Below are 16,474 nucleotides of genomic sequence, written 5' to 3' on the forward strand. Positions count from 1 at the left end.
TATCTGAGCGGGGATTGTAGGCCGGATAAAGCGCATGCGCCGCCTCCGGCAATATTGTGATGCCCGGTGGCGCTCCGCTTACCGGGCCTACGGGTAAGGTGCAGGAAGCGACGTCAATAACAATAACGAGGTTAAAAGATGGGGCAAGTGTCACAATCACATGATTTAGGGGGCGGGCTGAAATCACGCCACGTCACCATGTTGTCTATTGCCGGGGTTATCGGCGCCAGCCTGTTTGTCGGTTCAAGCGTGGCGATTGCGGAAGCCGGTCCCGCGGTGCTACTGGCCTATCTGTTCGCCGGGTTACTGGTGGTGATGATTATGCGCATGCTGGCCGAAATGGCCGTCGCCACGCCGGATACCGGATCGTTTTCCACCTATGCCGATAAGGCCATCGGCCCGTGGGCTGGGTATACCATTGGCTGGCTGTACTGGTGGTTCTGGGTGCTGGTTATTCCACTGGAAGCCAACATTGCCGCCATCATTCTGCACTCCTGGATCCCGGGCGTGCCCATCTGGTTATTTTCCCTGGTTATCACGCTGGCGTTAACCGGCAGTAATTTGCTGAGCGTCAAAAATTACGGTGAGTTTGAGTTCTGGCTGGCACTGTGCAAAGTGATTGCCATCCTGGCATTTATTGCCCTCGGGGCGGCGGCGATTAGCGGATTTTATCCCTACGCCGAGGTCAGCGGAGTATCAAGGCTATGGGATCAGGGCGGTTTTATGCCCAATGGTTTTGGCGCAGTGCTGAGCGCGATGCTGATCACTATGTTCTCTTTTATGGGCGCGGAAATTGTCACCATTGCTGCCGCCGAATCCGACACGCCGGATAAACACATCGTGCGTGCCACGAACTCGGTCATCTGGCGTATCTCCATTTTCTATCTGTGTTCCATTTTTGTGGTAGTGGCGCTGATCCCATGGAACATGCCGGGGCTGAAAGAGGTGGGTTCTTACCGCTCGGTACTGGAGTTACTGCATATTCCCCACGCCAAACTGATTATGGATTGCGTTATCCTGCTGTCGGTTACCAGCTGTCTGAACTCGGCGCTGTATACCTCCTCCCGTATGCTGTATTCCCTGAGCCGTCGCGGCGATGCCCCGGCCTTTATGGGGAAAACCAACCGCAGCAAAACGCCTTATGTCGCCGTGCTGCTCTCCACTGGGGCGGCGTTTCTCACCGTGATCGTGAATTATTACGCACCGGCAAAAGTGTTTAAATTTCTCATCGACAGCTCTGGTGCCATCGCGCTGCTGGTCTATCTGGTCATTGCTGTTTCCCAACTGCGGATGCGCAAAATCCTGCTGGCGGAAGGTGCAGATATCAAGATGAAAATGTGGCTCTATCCGTGGCTGACGTGGCTGGTGATCGGTTTTATTGGCTTTGTACTGGTCGCGATGCTGTTTCGTCCGGCACAACAGCTGGAAGTCATCTCAACCGGGCTGCTCGCCATCGCGATCATTTGCACCGTGCCGATTATGGCGCGCTGGAAAAAACTGCTATCGTGGCAAAAAGCACCGTTGCACAGTACGCGCTAAACCTGTTCCCGGCGCAGGCCGGGACACCTTTTCAGGAGTAAGACCATGACCGCCATTTCCCAACCGACGGCCATTGATGGATACCGCTGGCTCAAGAACGACATTATCCGCGGGGTGTTTCAGCCCGATGAAAAATTGCGAATGAGTCTGCTGACGTCACGCTATGAACTCGGCGTAGGGCCGCTTCGCGAGGCGCTTTCGCAGCTGGTGGCGGAGCGACTGGTCACGGTGGTCAATCAGAAAGGGTATCGTGTGGCGTCAATGTCTGAGCAGGAGCTGCTGGATATTTTTGACGCCCGCGCCAATATGGAAGCCATGCTGGTCAGTCTGGCTATCGAACGCGGCGACGACGCCTGGGAAGCGGAAATTCTGGCGCGCGCACATATGCTCAGCAAACTGGAAGCCGTTGATGCCAGCGAAGAGATGCTGGATGAATGGGATCAGCGCCATCAGGCGTTTCATACGGCGATTGTTGCCGGCTGTGGGTCGCAGTATCTGCTGCAAATGCGTGAACGGCTGTTCTCTCTGGCGGCGCGCTACCGGTTTATCTGGCTGCGTAAAACGGTGCTGTCAGTGGAAATGCTGGAAGATAAACACGATCAGCATCAGACGCTGACCGACGCAATTCTGGCGCGCGATGCCGTACGCGCCAGTGAATTAATGCGCCAGCACCTGCTGACGCCGATTCCGATTATTCAGCAGGCAATGTCCGGCAAACTGCTGGCAGAAAAAGCCTAGTCGCGGGTTTGGACCCAGAAAGCGTGGATCAGACCCGGGATATAGCCCAGCAGCGTCAGCACAATATTGAGGATAAACGCCCAGCCAAAACCTTTGCCCAGCAGCACGCCAAGCGGAGGTAAAATGATCGTTAAAACAATTCTCCAGAAACCCATACACACTCCATGCAAGCAAAAAAGAGAGTTACTCTCTAAACAGAGTAAGTGTAGCCAACTCCCCCCGCCTCGCCCTGCTGTTTTACCCTCCTTTACGCTCTTGACGCTGGCGTACGTTACCTCTTTATTTTAGAATGTGCTTAATTTAGCAATTACTAAAATAAATATGACTGAACTCGAACAACTCCAGGCCAGCGCTGAGCAGGCCGCCAGCTTGCTGAAAGCGATGAGCAACCCGAAGCGGCTGCTCATTTTGTGCATGCTGTGCGGATCGCCGGGAACCAGCGCGGGAGAGTTAGCCCGCGTTACGGGTCTTAGTCCATCGGCCACCTCTCAGCATCTGGCGCGCATGCGCGAAGAAGGATTAATAGACCGCCAACGTGATGCTCAGCGCATTCTCTACTTCATCAAAAATGCGGCGGTGAATTCCCTCATCGCCACATTAAAAACACTGTATTGCCCGTAAGGAGCCAACATGACCATTGGGACGATTTCCCCGCGCGAGGCGCAGACGCTGTTAGCGCAAGGAGCCAAACTGATTGATATTCGTGATGCCGATGAGTATCTGCGCGAACATATTCCGCAGGCGCATCTGGCACCGTTGTCCGCGCTCGACCAGGGGTTATTGCCGGATAACTTACGCGCTGATCGCATTATTTTTCACTGCCAGTCGGGTAAGCGCACACAAAATGCGGCCACAAAACTGAGTGCAATTGCTGCACCAGCCCAGTGCTGGCTACTTGAGGGGGGAATCGACGGCTGGAAGGCAGCAGGTTTGCCGGTCGTAGAAGATAAATCACAGCCGTTACCGCTGATGCGCCAGGTGCAGATTGCCGCAGGCAGTCTTATCTTACTCGGCGTGGTTCTCGGTTACGCCGTTGGCAGCGCCTTCTTTCTGCTCAGCGGCTTTGTTGGCGCGGGGTTTATCCTGGCAGGCGTTACCGGCTTCTGCGGCATGGCGCGGCTGCTGGATAAAATGCCCTGGAATCGGCGTACTCATTAAGCGGTAATCAGTGAAACAGCGCTGTACCCGCCGATGGCCCTGATCTATGGTGGGTTTTGCCATCAAGAACGGAGGACAGTATGTTTAAACCCGGCGATCTGGTTCAACCGCGTATGGGCGGACCAAAATTGAAAGTTGTTGAAGTGAATGACGAGCAGATTGTGGCCGTGCAGGCCAGTAATGAAAGCGGTGAAAAATTCACCCTGAAAGCAGCAGATGTCACCCGATATAGCGAAGACGGCGATTTTGGCGTTTGCTGAAAATAAGCGGTGAGACACTCTCACCGCCTTGCTAATTAGATCAAAAAATCATCGAGTGATTTACCAGCAGCCAGCGCCTGCGCAATAGGTTTTGGCGTGCGGCCTTGTCCAGTCCAGGTTTTCACTTCACCATTGAGATCGGTAAAACGATATTTTGCCGGGCGCGGCTGACGTTTTTTAACTGCTCGCGACGTCACCGTCGTCATGCTTAGCAACTCTTCTGGCTCAATCCCATCTGCTTTCATCAGCGCCAGCAGCGTATTAATTTTTTCCTGCTGTTCTGCACGCTGGCGCTGTAACTGTTCTTCCTCGTCACGTCGTTCTTTGGTGACCACCCTGAATTTTTCCAGCATATCTTCCAGTACATCGACCGGAAATTCACGAGCCATTGCACGCAGCGAGCGGATATTATTTAAGTTTTTTAACATTGAACTCATATTAATAAAACCTCTTTAACGCATAAAGCAAAAATGGTATTACGGAAAAAATTGTATTCGATTGATTATTCTATTTCCAGCCCCTGTTGCTCACAAACTATTAAGCCAACACGCCAGCTTAATATTTATCACGCTATCGCCGGGGCAGCTACCCTCACTATTTTATAATAACCCGACAATAGAAATAAATATGTTGCTGTGATGTTCGAAAACACTGAGAAAGGAGCGTATAAAAACCAGAAAAACAAATCAACATAACATAATGATTTAAAAGACATTTAATCAACATGACAACGAAAATGCCAAAACGAACAAAAAACGAACCATTACAGAGCATTTTATCGACAAAAAGACAATAAATAAAAATTTTAAGCTAGTTGATAGTTATTATGCAGGCATATATCCTATTGAAACGCGAAAGCAACAAAACAAATCACTAGCAACAAGGTATACAATACCTTTTTACCTCTTCTTACAAGGAGCATTAACATGTTCTCTCCGCAGTCACGCTTGCGTCATGCTGTAGCAGACACGTTCGCGATGGTTGTTTACTGTTCTGTCGTGAACATGTTGATTGAAGTATTCCTCTCGGGAATGACCTTTGAACAGTCGCTCTCTTCCCGACTGGTGGCTATTCCTGTCAACATTCTGATCGCCTGGCCTTACGGTATGTACCGCGATCTGTTCATGCGTGCGGCGCGTAAAGCTACGCCGGCGGGATGGGCAAAAAATCTGGCGGATGTACTGGCATACGTGACCTTCCAGTCACCGGTATATGTGGTCATTTTGCTCACGGTTGGCGCAGACTGGCACCAGATCACGGCGGCCGTCAGTTCCAACATCGTGGTTTCAATGCTGATGGGAGCGGTGTACGGCTACTTCCTTGATTATTGCCGCCGCCTGTTTAAAGTCAGCAGCTATCATCAGGCGAAAGCCTGAATGTCTCTTCGCGACTGGCCCCGCCAGTCGCGTCTTTAGTTTGAATTCACGTCGCCAAACAACCCATTTAAATAACGTTCCAGCGCAATACGCGAACTAAAGCCGTGGGGAATACCATAATGTTCATGGGTTTCTCCGGCTAAATAAAGTGGGAACTGCTGATAGTGATCGCAGGTTTTAATATCCGTCGACGGGTCCGCCAGCGAAGAGCTTCGTTCTTTTAACGTGGGATGGATAACTAACGCGGTTCGCCCCATACGCGCTTCACGATTAACGTACACATAATTTTCGCCACGGCGATAACCGTACGCTTTCTGCGTCACTACATCCACGGTAAAGCCCACTTTCTCAAGTACGCGCGCCACCTCATCGGGTCTTAAATACATATATTTTTCCTCGTTATCTTTTACTGCGGGCTTACCTTACCTGATTCAGCATTAGCAACGCTTTCAGAAAAGTCCATAAACGCATGAAGAGAGTGAGGCGACTTTCTTAAGCATGGCGCTGAATCAGGTTATTGCCAACCGAAGTTGACGGGCGGCCTGTCGGGACATTTCCAACGATGGAATATTGGTAAATGACAATAATATGCCCCCCTCTCCCGTTGAGGTTATTCGCCACTGGCTTAACGCCTGAACCGCCAGGCCAGCCTGATTCGCTTTGCGTACCAGCGCCGTATCTTCGCCGCTCACCGACATCACCAGCTGGATACCCCCTTCCTGTGGTATGACGGTAAAGCCGTGTTCTGTCAGCGCACTTTCCATCCACTGACGCCGCTGGGCATAGTGCTGGCGCATTTTTTTCAGGTGCCGCCAGAAATGGCCATCACGAATAAAATCCGCCAGCGTTTGCTGCCATAACAGCGGCACGGTACAAGCCGCAAGTGCCGCCTGGCGACGAAAGCGCGCGACCTCCGTCACCGGCACCACCAGCCAGGCTGTACGTAAAGCCGGAAATAATGATTTGCTGAAGGTACCGGCATAAATCACCCGCTGCGGCGCATCCAGGCTTTTTAGCGGCGGCAGCGGTTTTCCGTGGTAGCGAAACTCGCTGTCGTAATCATCTTCAATAATCCATGCCCGAGCGCTGGCGGCCCACTCCAGCAGTTGGTGTCGACGGGCAAGCGAAAGTGCTACGCCCAACGGGCTTTGATGGGCTGGCGTGAGGAGGGCGAAACGCGCTTGTGGGTAGTCGCGGATCCCGGCGCTCACATCCAGCCCCTCGCTATCGACCGGGACGGGCAGCAGTTCAACCTGTTCCTGCGTTATAACGGGGCGGATCAGTGGAAAACCCGGATCTTCTACCCACATCCCTGCGCCGGGATTTGCCAGCGCCCGCAAAATTAAGGTCATGGAGGCTGCATAGCCCGAAGTGATAAAAATCTGCTCTGGCAGGCACTCAATACTGCGGGATACGCGCAGATAATCAACGATCGCCTGGCGTAGCAACAGTTCGCCGCTGACATCACCCAAGGCGAGATCGGAACGTGTCTGCGTGCGTAAACGCCGCCCCATCACCCGCGCCCAGACTTCGCGGGGAAAGAGATCGAGCGCCGGTAATCCCATCTGAAAAAGTTGCGGTGTAGGGTTTTCTCCGGCAAAGACCGTTGGTGCGACGGGCGAAGTGTCCAGTCGCAGTTGCTGACTGACAAACGTTCCGGCCTGCCCGCGTCGTTCCAGCCAGCCTTGCGCCACCAGATCTGCGTAGGCGTTTTCCACCGTCGAGCGTGAAACGCCCAGTTCCTGGGACCAGGTGCGGCTGGACGGCAAGCGTGTGCCAGGCTTAAGTTCCCCTTTCTCAATAGCGGTTTTTAACTGACGGGCGATTTGCTGGTAGCGTGGCATTTATGGTCTGCTTTTTTGATAACAATATGGCTCTCTTTAGCAGACCATTATAGTGATACATTGCGGGTCATCCAAACGAGGAGAAATACCATGACGATGTTACGCCAGCCCTATTATGAACTTAGCCCTGAAATCTATAACGCTCTGGTTCAGGCCAGCAAAGCGCTGGAAAACTGCGCGTTGGAGCCTACACTGACGGAGTTGATTTACCTGCGGGTCTCGCAAATCAACGGCTGCGCGTTTTGTCTGGAAATGCACAGTAAAGCCCTGCGTAAGTCTGGCGTAGAACAGGCCAAACTGGATGCGCTGGCAGGATGGCGCGTCAGCCACCATTTCAGTGATCAGGAACGCGCAGCGCTGGCATGGGCCGAATCCGTTACCCACATCGCCTCGACGCACGCCGAAGACGACGTTTATTTGCCGCTGCTGAACCATTTTAGCGCCAAAGAGATAAGCGATCTGACGTTCGCCATTAGCCTGATGAACTGCTTTAACCGTCTGGCAGTAGGCATGCGCATGTAATTCTGTGGTGCCGGATGGCGGCGGAAACACCTTATCCGGCAACCCGTAATGTTACATACCCCGCCCTCCGCCACACTCATCCCCCGGCCCCTCACCACTCTAAAATCCCATATCTTGTATGGTTGAATCTTTTATAAACTACATCTAGTATTGATTACATCACGACACACACAACCCGACGCCATTATAGCGCCGCTTTTACACCCATAAATGGAAATACGAATCATGCGTATTATTATTTACACTCGCAATAACTGTATTCAGTGCCACGCCACGAAACGGGCGATGGAAGGTCGTGGGCTTGACGTCGAGATGATCAATGTCGATCTGGCCCCCGAGCTGGCAGAAACCCTGCGCGAGCAGGGGTTTCGCCAATTACCGGTGGTGGTAGCAGGGGAAACCCGCTGGTCAGGATTTCGCCCGGACATGATCAATCGTCTGCGTCCGCAGCCCAACGTGGCCAACACATGAGCCCCCTCGTCTACTTCTCCAGCAGCTCTGAAAATACCCATCGCTTTATGCAGCGCCTGGGGCTGCCCGCCGTGCGAATTCCGCTTAACGAACGCGAGCGGATCCAGGTAGACGAACCTTACATTTTAGTCGTGCCGTCTTACGGCGGCGGCGGTACGGCAGGCGCGGTCCCGCGACAGGTGATCCGCTTTTTAAACGATCCCCACAATCGGGCGTTAATCCGCGGCGTCATCGCCGCCGGCAATCGTAATTTCGGCGACGCCTACGGCCGCGCGGGTGACGTAATTTCACAAAAATGCGCCGTGCCGTGGCTCTATCGCTTTGAGCTGATGGGGACGCCAGGCGACATCGACAACGTGCGAAAAGGAGTGAGCGAATTTTGGCAACAACAACCGCAGAACGCGTAGTTCAGCCCACGCTGGATTATCACGCACTTAACGCCATGCTGAATCTGTACGATAACGCCGGGCGTATTCAGTTTGAGAAAGACCATCAGGCGGTGGACGCGTTTATGACAAATCACGTGCAGCCCAACTCGGTGGTGTTTGCCAGCCAGGACGCGCGTCTGGATACGCTGGTGAGTGAAGGCTATTACGACGAAAGCGTTTTAACCCGTTACGATCGCGCTTTCGTGGTGAAGCTGTTTGCCCACGCCCACGCCAGCGGGTTTCGCTTCCAGACCTTTCTCGGCGCATGGAAGTACTACACCAGCTATACGCTGAAAACCTTTGACGGTAAGCGCTACCTCGAAGATTTTGCCGATCGCGTGACGATGGTTGCGCTAACGCTGGCGCAGGGGGATGAAAAGTTCGCCCTCCAGCTCGTCGATGAAATGCTCGCCGGGCGCTTTCAGCCCGCCACGCCAACCTTCCTCAATTGCGGCAAGGCCCAGCGCGGCGAGCTGGTCTCCTGCTTCCTGTTACGCATAGAAGACAATATGGAGTCCATTGGTCGGGCGGTAAATTCGGCGCTGCAGCTTTCCAAACGCGGCGGCGGCGTGGCGTTTCTGCTGTCGAATCTGCGTGAAGCCGGTGCGCCGATTAAGCGTATTGAAAACCAGTCTTCCGGGGTGATCCCGGTAATGAAGATGCTGGAGGATGCGTTTTCGTATGCCAACCAGCTCGGCGCGCGTCAGGGCGCGGGGGCAGTGTATCTGCACGCGCACCACCCGGATATTCTGCGCTTTCTCGATACCAAGCGCGAAAACGCCGATGAAAAGATCCGCATTAAAACGCTGTCACTGGGCGTGGTGATCCCGGATGTCACCTTCCGTCTGGCAAAAGAGAATGCGCAGATGGCACTGTTCTCTCCGTATGACGTGGAGCGTATTTACGGCAAACCATTTAGCGACATCGCCGTCAGCGAACGCTATGACGAGTTACTCGCCGACGCACGCGTGCGCAAGCAGTACATTAACGCCCGTGACTTCTTCCAGCGGTTGGCAGAAATCCAGTTTGAGTCCGGCTACCCCTACATCATGTTTGAAGACACGGTGAACCGTACCAACCCAATTGCCGGTCGCATCAATATGAGCAACCTGTGCGCAGAGATTTTACAGGTCAACAGCGCCTCAACCTACGATGACAACCTCGACTACGCGCAGACCGGGCGCGACATCTCCTGCAATCTCGGCTCGCTGAACATTGCCCACACCATGGATTCACCGGACTTTGGACGCACCGTTGCAGCGGCGGTTCGCGGCTTAACCGCCGTCTCCGACATGAGCCACATCCGCAGCGTTCCGTCGATTGAAGCCGGGAACAGCGCGTCGCACGCGATTGGGCTGGGACAGATGAATCTGCATGGTTACCTGGCACGCGAAGGCATTGCCTATGGTTCAGCGGAAGGGCTGGATTTCACCAATCTCTATTTCTACACCGTCACCTGGCATGCCCTGCATACTTCCATGTTGCTGGCCAAAGAACGCGGCCAGACCTTTGCCGGATTCAGCCAGTCACGCTACGCCAGCGGCGCGTATTTTGATCGCTATTTAACCGGCGACTGGCAGCCAAAAACTGAGAAAGTCCGTGCACTGTTTGCCGCGAGCGGCGTGACGCTGCCGACGCGTGAAATGTGGTCACAACTGCGTGAGGATGTGATGCGCTACGGTATTTATAACCAGAATTTACAGGCGGTGCCGCCAACCGGCTCCATCTCCTACATCAACCACGCCACCTCAAGTATTCATCCGATTGTGTCTAAAGTGGAGATTCGTAAAGAGGGTAAAACCGGGCGCGTGTATTACCCGGCCCCGTTTATGACCAACGAAAATCTGGCTCTGTATCAGGATGCCTACGAGATTGGCCCGCAAAAAATCATCGATACCTACGCCGAAGCGACAAAACACGTCGATCAGGGCTTGTCGCTGACGCTGTTCTTCCCGGATACCGCCACCACTCGCGATATCAACAAAGCGCAAATCTACGCGTGGAAAAAAGGCATCAAAACGTTGTACTACATCCGACTGCGCCAGCTGGCGCTGGAAGGCACTGAAATTGAAGGCTGCGTGTCATGCGCGCTGTAAGGAGAGCTGGATGAACCTAAAGCGCGTGAGCGCCATCAACTGGAACAAGATTGAGGATGATAAAGATCTTGAGGTGTGGAACCGGCTGACCAGTAATTTCTGGTTACCGGAAAAAGTCCCGCTATCGAATGATATTCCCGCCTGGCAAACGCTGAATATCGCCGAGCAGCAACTCACCATCCGCGTCTTTACCGGACTGACGCTGCTCGACACCATTCAGAATATTGCCGGCGCGCCCGCGCTGATGGCGGACTCACTCACCCCACATGAAGAAGCGGTGCTGTCGAATATCAGCTTTATGGAAGCGGTGCATGCCCGTTCCTACAGCTCTATTTTCTCCACGCTTTGTCAGACCAAAGATGTAGATGCAGCCTACGCCTGGAGTGAAGAGAATGCACCGCTACAGCGCAAAGCGCAGATTATTTTGCAGCATTACGCCAGCGATGAACCTCTGAAGAAAAAAATTGCCAGCGTGTTTCTGGAATCATTCCTGTTCTATTCAGGCTTCTGGCTGCCGATGTATTTCTCCAGCCGCGGCAAGCTGACAAATACCGCCGATCTTATCCGCCTGATTATTCGTGATGAAGCGGTTCACGGTTATTACATTGGCTATAAGTATCAAAAGGGGCTGGAACATATTTCACTGCCTGCTCGCGAGGAACTGAAGAATTTTGCCCTCGATCTGCTGATGGATTTGTACGATAACGAAGTTCACTACACGGAAGCGTTGTATGCTGAAACGGGCTGGGTTGACGAGGTGAAAGCGTTCCTGTGTTACAACGCCAATAAAGCCTTGATGAACCTGGGTTATGAAGCCCTGTTCCCGGCGGAAATGGCGGATGTCAACCCGGCTATCCTCGCCGCGTTGTCGCCCAACGCCGACGAAAATCATGATTTTTTCTCCGGTTCAGGCTCATCATACGTGATGGGAAAAGCCGTCGAAACTGAAGACGACGACTGGAATTTCTAGATCTCATTTTCGCGGAAAATACCCTACATTTTCCGCGTTAATATTTTAACGGGATCACATTTTTATCACACAAATATCATTGTGTGATCTACACTCAATATTAGCCGCATTATTCGCCTGAGTTTCAACAATTCAGGCGACTTTTTACTGCCATTTACAAAAAATATCAAAGAAGTCTCATCCACGCTCAGCCCTTATATCACGGGAAATCTCGCCATCTGGCCTTTGGCAATATTCATGCCACAACCAAATTCAGGGTTGTCTCAGATTCTCAGTATGTTAGGGTAGAAAAAGACTACTATTTTCACCAGGTACTATATCGATATAAACAAATAACAGGAATCATTCTATTGCATGGCAATTAAATTAGAAGTTAAAAATCTCTATAAGATATTTGGCGAGCATCCCCAGAGAGCCTTCAAATATATTGAAAAAGGATTTTCAAAAGAGCAGATTCTGGATAAAACAGGGCTATCGCTTGGCGTTAAAGACGCCAGTCTGGCCATTGAAGAAGGCGAGATATTTGTCATCATGGGATTATCCGGTTCGGGTAAATCCACAATGGTACGCCTTCTCAATCGCCTGATTGAACCCACCCGCGGGCAGGTACTGATTGACGGCGTGGATATCGCCAGGATATCCGATGCCGAGCTTCGCGAGGTGCGCAGAAAAAAGATTGCGATGGTATTCCAGTCCTTTGCCCTGATGCCGCACATGACGGTACTCGACAATACGGCCTTCGGTATGGAGTTAGCCGGTATTGCTGCGGATGAACGTCGTGAAAAAGCGCTGGATGCGCTCCGCCAGGTCGGACTTGAGAATTACGCTCACGGATACCCGGATGAACTCTCCGGTGGTATGCGCCAGCGTGTCGGTCTCGCCCGCGCATTAGCCATTAATCCTGACATCTTATTAATGGATGAAGCCTTCTCTGCGCTCGATCCTTTAATTCGTACCGAGATGCAGGATGAGTTGGTAAAACTGCAGGCGAAGCATCAGCGAACCGTAGTCTTTATTTCCCACGATCTCGATGAAGCCATGCGCATTGGCGACCGTATCGCCATTATGCAAAATGGTGAAGTGGTGCAGGTCGGTACCCCGGATGAAATCCTGAATAACCCGGCCAATGATTATGTGCGCACCTTCTTCCGTGGCGTTGATATTAGCCAGGTATTTAGCGCAAAAGATATTTCCCGCCGGAGTCCTGAAGGCTTAATTCGTAAAACACCGGGGATTGGCCCGCGTTCAGCACTGCAGTTATTGCAGGATAAAGATCGCGAATTTGGTTATGTGATTGAACGCGGAAATAAGTTTGTTGGCGTGGTCTCTATCGACTCATTAAAAGCCGCCTTACGTCAGGCGCAGGGTATTGAAGCTGCACTGATTGACGAACCGTTAGCCGTGGAGGCAAAAACGCCGCTGAGCGAGCTGCTTTCTCATGTCGGGCAAGCACCGTGCGCGGTGCCGGTTGTCGATGAGGAACATCAGTATGTGGGCATTATTTCCAAACGCATGCTGCTACAGGCTTTAGATCGCGAGGGGGCAAACAATGGCTGATCAAACAAATCCGTGGGACACCACACCGGCGGCCGATAGCGCCGCACAATCCGCTGATGCCTGGGGTAGCGCATCAAGCGCCCCTGCCGACGGCGGCAGCGCAGACTGGCTGACCAGTGCACCCGCACCCGCGCCTGAGCATTTCAATATTATGGATCCGTTCCATAAGACGCTGATCCCGCTCGATAGCTGGGTCACCGAAGGGATCGACTGGGTAGTGACCCATTTTCGTCCCGTCTTCCAGGGTATCCGTGTCCCGGTGGATTACATTCTCAACGGTTTTCAGCAACTGCTGCTGGGGATGCCTGCGCCGGTGGCGATTATTCTTTTCGCGTTAATCGCCTGGCAAATTTCCGGCGTCGGAATGGGCGTTGCTACGCTGATCTCACTGATTGCCATTGGCGCCATCGGTGCCTGGTCGCAGGCGATGATCACTCTGGCTCTGGTGCTGACCGCACTGCTGTTCTGCGTGCTAATCGGTTTACCAATGGGGATCTGGCTGGCGCGCAGTCCGCGTGCGGCGAAGATTGTTCGTCCTCTGCTTGATGCCATGCAAACCACGCCAGCGTTCGTCTATCTGGTGCCGATTGTGATGTTATTCGGCATTGGTAACGTGCCGGGCGTCGTGGTGACGATTATTTTCGCCCTGCCCCCGATTGTGCGTCTGACCATTCTGGGGATTAACCAGGTGCCGGCCGATCTGATTGAAGCCTCACGCTCCTTTGGTGCCAGCCCGCGTCAGATGCTGTTCAAAGTCCAGCTACCGCTGGCGATGCCCACCATTATGGCAGGGGTTAACCAGACGCTGATGCTGGCGCTTTCCATGGTCGTCATTGCCTCAATGATCGCCGTCGGCGGGCTGGGTCAGATGGTGCTGCGCGGTATCGGACGTCTCGATATGGGGCTGGCTACCGTCGGTGGGGTGGGGATTGTGATCCTCGCCATCATTCTGGACCGCCTGACGCAGGCTGTCGGTCGCGACTCGCGCAGCCGGGGCAACCGTCGCTGGTACACCACCGGTCCTGTTGGGATTATCACCCGCCCTTTCATTAAGTAATTCACCTGTTGCCCGGTGGCGCATAGTCTACCGGGCCTACCATTCATTAGCTTACACAAAATCGTTCAGGATGAAGTGTAATAAGGAACAACGATGCGACATATCGTACTTTTTGCCACAGCGTTTGCCACCCTTGTCTCCACCAGCGCTTTCGCTGCCGACCTGCCGGGCAAAGGCATCACCGTACAACCTATCCAGAGCACGATCTCTGAAGAATCCTTCCAGACACAGCTGGTCGCCCGCGCGCTGGAAAAACTGGGTTATACCGTCAACAAAACGAGCGAAGTTGACTACAATGTCGGCTACACCTCCATTGCCTCTGGCGATGCAACTTTTACCGCCGTGAACTGGCAGCCGCTGCATGACGACATGTACGCCGCGGCGGGCGGAGACAAAAAGTTTTATCGCGAGGGGGTATTCGTGACAGGAGCTGCGCAGGGGTATCTGATCGACAAAAAAACCGCTGAGCAGTACAAAATCACCAATATCGCCCAGTTGAAAGATCCAAAGATTGCCAAAATCTTTGATACCAACGGCGACGGTAAAGCCGACATGATGGGCTGTTCACCGGGCTGGGGCTGCGAAGCGGTCATCAACCACCAGAACAAAGCCTTCGATCTGCAAAAAACGGTCGAGGTCAGCCACGGTAACTACGCGGCGATGATGGCTGACACCATCACGCGCTTTAAAGAAGGCAAACCGATCCTGTACTACACCTGGACACCATACTGGGTCAGCGACGTGATGAAGCCGGGCAAAGACGTGGTCTGGCTGCAGGTGCCGTTCTCTTCCCTGCCGGGTGAGCAGAAAGACATTGACACCAAGCTGCCAAACGGCGCGAACTACGGCTTCCCGGTCAACACCATGCATATCGTCGCCAACAAAGCATGGGCCGAGAAAAACCCGGCCGCGGCAAAGCTGTTTGCCATCATCAAGCTGCCGCTGGCAGACATCAACGCGCAGAACGCGATGATGCATGAGGGCAAAGCTTCCGAAGCCGACGTGCAGGGCCACGTTGACGGTTGGATCAAAGCCCACCAGCAGCAGTTCGACGGCTGGGTAAAAGACGCGTTAGCTGCACAGAAGTAAACGCGCCTCAAATGCCGGATGGCGGCGCGATGCGCCTTATCCGGCCTACACGCCCTTCCCTCACCGCACAATCCATCACCTAACAAATCAGCAACATGTAGTCACTTCCGTTATGATTGTTTTCTGAACCCATTATTCAGTTGAAAACAATGACGAAAACCACTCACGGACTTAGCCCTTCGCTGATCCTGCTCATGTCCATCGCCACGGGTCTCGCCGTCGCCAGTAACTATTACGCCCAGCCGCTGCTCGATACCATCGCGCGCAACTTTTCATTATCTGCCAGTACCGCAGGCTTTATCGTCACCGCGGCGCAGCTCGGCTACGCCGCGGGCCTGCTGTTTCTGGTGCCGCTTGGCGATATGTTTGAGCGTCGGGGGCTTATCGTGTCCATGACGTTACTCGCCGCTGGCGGCATGTTGATTACCGCCAGCAGCCAGTCGCTGGGCATGCTGATCCTCGGCACTGCGCTAACCGGGCTGTTCTCCGTCGTCGCGCAAATTTTAGTTCCGCTGGCGGCCACGCTCGCCACGCCGGAGACACGCGGCAAAGTTGTCGGCACCATTATGAGCGGTCTGCTGTTGGGGATTTTACTGGCCCGTACCGTGGCCGGGCTGCTGGCGAATCTCGGCGGCTGGCGCACGGTTTTTTGGGTCGCCTCGGTGCTGATGGCGCTGATGGCTATCGCGCTATGGCGCGGCCTGCCGAAGATGAAATCGGAAACCCACCTCAACTATCCGCAGTTGTTAGGCTCGGTCTTCAGCCTGTTTATCCACGATAAACTGCTGCGTACCCGCGCGATGCTGGGCTGCCTTACGTTTGCAAACTTTAGTATTCTCTGGACATCAATGGCATTTTTGCTGGCGGCACCGCCGTTTAACTATTCTGAAGGCATGATTGGTTTGTTTGGCCTGGCCGGTGCTGCAGGCGCGTTAGGCGCTCGTCCGGCGGGAGGGTTGGCCGATAAGGGCAAATCTCATCTCACCACCACGTTGGGCCTGCTGTTACTGCTGCTCTCCTGGCTGGCAATCTGGTTGGGCCATACGTCAGTACCAATGCTAATAATTGGCATTCTGGTACTGGATCTCACCGTTCAGGGCGTGCATATCACCAACCAGACGGTTATCTACCGCATTCATCCGGATGCGCGTAACCGACTGACCGCCGGCTATATGACCAGCTATTTTATTGGCGGGGCGGCAGGTTCACTGATTTCAGCCTCGGCCTGGCAGCATGCCGGCTGGGCTGGCGTTTGTCTGGCAGGGTCGACCGTTGCCGTACTCAACCTGCTGGTCTGGTGGCGAGGTTTTCACCGCCAGGAAGCCGTAAATTAAGCGTATCGCGCGTGTTTGCCGCTGATTGAGCTCCT

General features: G+C 53.5%; 19 protein-coding genes. 15 read left to right on the forward strand and 4 right to left on the reverse strand.

The genetic code is table 11. The annotated features are described in order from the left end of the window. Positions 1–138 precede the first annotated feature (138 nt). Both gabP and csiR read left to right on the forward strand, forming a co-directional pair. Entirely contained in the window at positions 139–1,539 is a 1,401-nt protein-coding gene (gabP, locus tag QNN86_RS11410; protein WP_414211125.1) for a GABA permease, read from the forward strand. Positions 1,540–1,584: 45 nt separating this feature from the next. Beyond that, positions 1,585–2,277: a DNA-binding transcriptional regulator CsiR gene (gene csiR, locus QNN86_RS11415; RefSeq protein WP_414211126.1), complete on the forward strand. Its 693-nt coding sequence runs from the start codon at positions 1,585–1,587 to the stop codon at positions 2,275–2,277. Here the strand turns inward: csiR and QNN86_RS11420 are convergent. After that, entirely contained in the window at positions 2,274–2,432 is a 159-nt protein-coding gene (locus QNN86_RS11420) for a YqaE/Pmp3 family membrane protein (protein WP_015585265.1), read from the reverse strand. The two genes, csiR and QNN86_RS11420, sit on opposite strands and share 4 nt — an antisense overlap. Positions 2,433–2,598: 166 nt before the next feature. On the opposite strand from QNN86_RS11420, the gene QNN86_RS11425 reads away from it, so the two are divergent. The 3 genes from QNN86_RS11425 to QNN86_RS11435 all read left to right on the forward strand — a co-directional run bounded on the left by QNN86_RS11425 (position 2,599) and on the right by QNN86_RS11435 (position 3,695). Then, a complete protein-coding gene (locus QNN86_RS11425; RefSeq protein ID WP_414211127.1) occupies positions 2,599–2,898 on the forward strand; it encodes an ArsR/SmtB family transcription factor in 300 nt (99 codons plus the stop codon). 9 nt (positions 2,899–2,907) lie between these two features. Further along, positions 2,908–3,435 carry a rhodanese family protein gene (locus tag QNN86_RS11430; protein WP_414211128.1) on the forward strand — a complete coding sequence of 176 codons (528 nt, stop codon included), beginning with the start codon at positions 2,908–2,910 and terminating at the stop codon, positions 3,433–3,435. 80 nt (positions 3,436–3,515) lie between these two features. Continuing rightward, a complete protein-coding gene (locus tag QNN86_RS11435; protein WP_115257657.1) occupies positions 3,516–3,695 on the forward strand; it encodes a hypothetical protein in 180 nt (59 codons plus the stop codon). A gap of 35 nt (positions 3,696–3,730) precedes the next feature. Here QNN86_RS11435 and stpA read toward each other — a convergent pair whose 3' ends face one another. Beyond that, positions 3,731–4,132, reverse strand: coding sequence for a DNA-binding protein StpA (gene stpA, locus QNN86_RS11440; protein WP_115257656.1), 402 nt, complete (start codon positions 4,130–4,132; stop codon positions 3,731–3,733). 489 nt (positions 4,133–4,621) lie between these two features. On the opposite strand from stpA, the gene alaE reads away from it, so the two are divergent. After that, on the forward strand, positions 4,622–5,071 hold the full coding sequence (alaE, locus tag QNN86_RS11445; protein WP_096756011.1) for an L-alanine exporter AlaE: 450 nt from the start codon (positions 4,622–4,624) through the stop codon (positions 5,069–5,071). Between the two features lie 35 nt (positions 5,072–5,106). On the opposite strand, the gene QNN86_RS11450 is transcribed toward alaE, so the two are convergent. Then, positions 5,107–5,457 carry a DUF2002 family protein gene (locus tag QNN86_RS11450; protein ID WP_181617674.1) on the reverse strand — a complete coding sequence of 117 codons (351 nt, stop codon included), beginning with the start codon at positions 5,455–5,457 and terminating at the stop codon, positions 5,107–5,109. A gap of 123 nt (positions 5,458–5,580) precedes the next feature. Continuing rightward, complete coding sequence (locus QNN86_RS11455) at positions 5,581–6,915, reverse strand: PLP-dependent aminotransferase family protein (RefSeq protein WP_414211129.1); 1,335 nt, start codon at positions 6,913–6,915, stop codon at positions 5,581–5,583. A gap of 90 nt (positions 6,916–7,005) precedes the next feature. Here QNN86_RS11455 and QNN86_RS11460 point away from each other — a divergent pair, with 90 nt between their 5' ends. From QNN86_RS11460 to QNN86_RS11500, 9 genes are all read left to right on the forward strand, one after another. Beyond that, positions 7,006–7,437: a carboxymuconolactone decarboxylase family protein gene (locus QNN86_RS11460; RefSeq protein ID WP_117343197.1), complete on the forward strand. Its 432-nt coding sequence runs from the start codon at positions 7,006–7,008 to the stop codon at positions 7,435–7,437. A gap of 225 nt (positions 7,438–7,662) precedes the next feature. Then, entirely contained in the window at positions 7,663–7,908 is a 246-nt protein-coding gene (gene nrdH / locus QNN86_RS11465) for a glutaredoxin-like protein NrdH (protein WP_181517907.1), read from the forward strand. Continuing rightward, positions 7,905–8,315: a class Ib ribonucleoside-diphosphate reductase assembly flavoprotein NrdI gene (gene nrdI / locus QNN86_RS11470; RefSeq protein WP_153880098.1), complete on the forward strand. Its 411-nt coding sequence runs from the start codon at positions 7,905–7,907 to the stop codon at positions 8,313–8,315. Before nrdH ends, nrdI begins: the two co-directional genes overlap by 4 nt. Next, positions 8,288–10,432: a class 1b ribonucleoside-diphosphate reductase subunit alpha gene (nrdE, locus tag QNN86_RS11475; protein ID WP_414211130.1), complete on the forward strand. Its 2,145-nt coding sequence runs from the start codon at positions 8,288–8,290 to the stop codon at positions 10,430–10,432. The genes nrdI and nrdE overlap by 28 nt, the downstream gene beginning before the upstream one ends. 10 nt (positions 10,433–10,442) lie before the next feature. Continuing rightward, positions 10,443–11,402, forward strand: a complete 960-nt coding sequence (gene nrdF / locus QNN86_RS11480; protein WP_181617679.1) for a class 1b ribonucleoside-diphosphate reductase subunit beta — start codon at positions 10,443–10,445, stop codon at positions 11,400–11,402. A 354-nt stretch (positions 11,403–11,756) separates the two neighbouring features. Then, positions 11,757–12,959 (forward strand): glycine betaine/L-proline ABC transporter ATP-binding protein ProV, encoded by a 1,203-nt coding sequence (gene proV, locus QNN86_RS11485; RefSeq protein ID WP_181617680.1) that lies wholly within the window; start codon positions 11,757–11,759, stop codon positions 12,957–12,959. After that, positions 12,952–14,016, forward strand: a complete 1,065-nt coding sequence (gene proW, locus QNN86_RS11490; RefSeq protein ID WP_414211131.1) for a glycine betaine/L-proline ABC transporter permease ProW — start codon at positions 12,952–12,954, stop codon at positions 14,014–14,016. The genes proV and proW overlap by 8 nt, the downstream gene beginning before the upstream one ends. Positions 14,017–14,109: 93 nt before the next feature. Next, positions 14,110–15,105 carry a glycine betaine/L-proline ABC transporter substrate-binding protein ProX gene (gene proX, locus QNN86_RS11495; protein ID WP_181617682.1) on the forward strand — a complete coding sequence of 332 codons (996 nt, stop codon included), beginning with the start codon at positions 14,110–14,112 and terminating at the stop codon, positions 15,103–15,105. Between the two features lie 149 nt (positions 15,106–15,254). After that, entirely contained in the window at positions 15,255–16,439 is a 1,185-nt protein-coding gene (locus QNN86_RS11500; protein WP_181617683.1) for an MFS transporter, read from the forward strand. Positions 16,440–16,474: the final 35 nt, after the last annotated feature.

Origin of the sequence: Citrobacter sp. C348, assembly GCF_047467975.1 — a bacterium.
GTDB classification, from domain to species: domain Bacteria; phylum Pseudomonadota; class Gammaproteobacteria; order Enterobacterales; family Enterobacteriaceae; genus Citrobacter; species Citrobacter gillenii.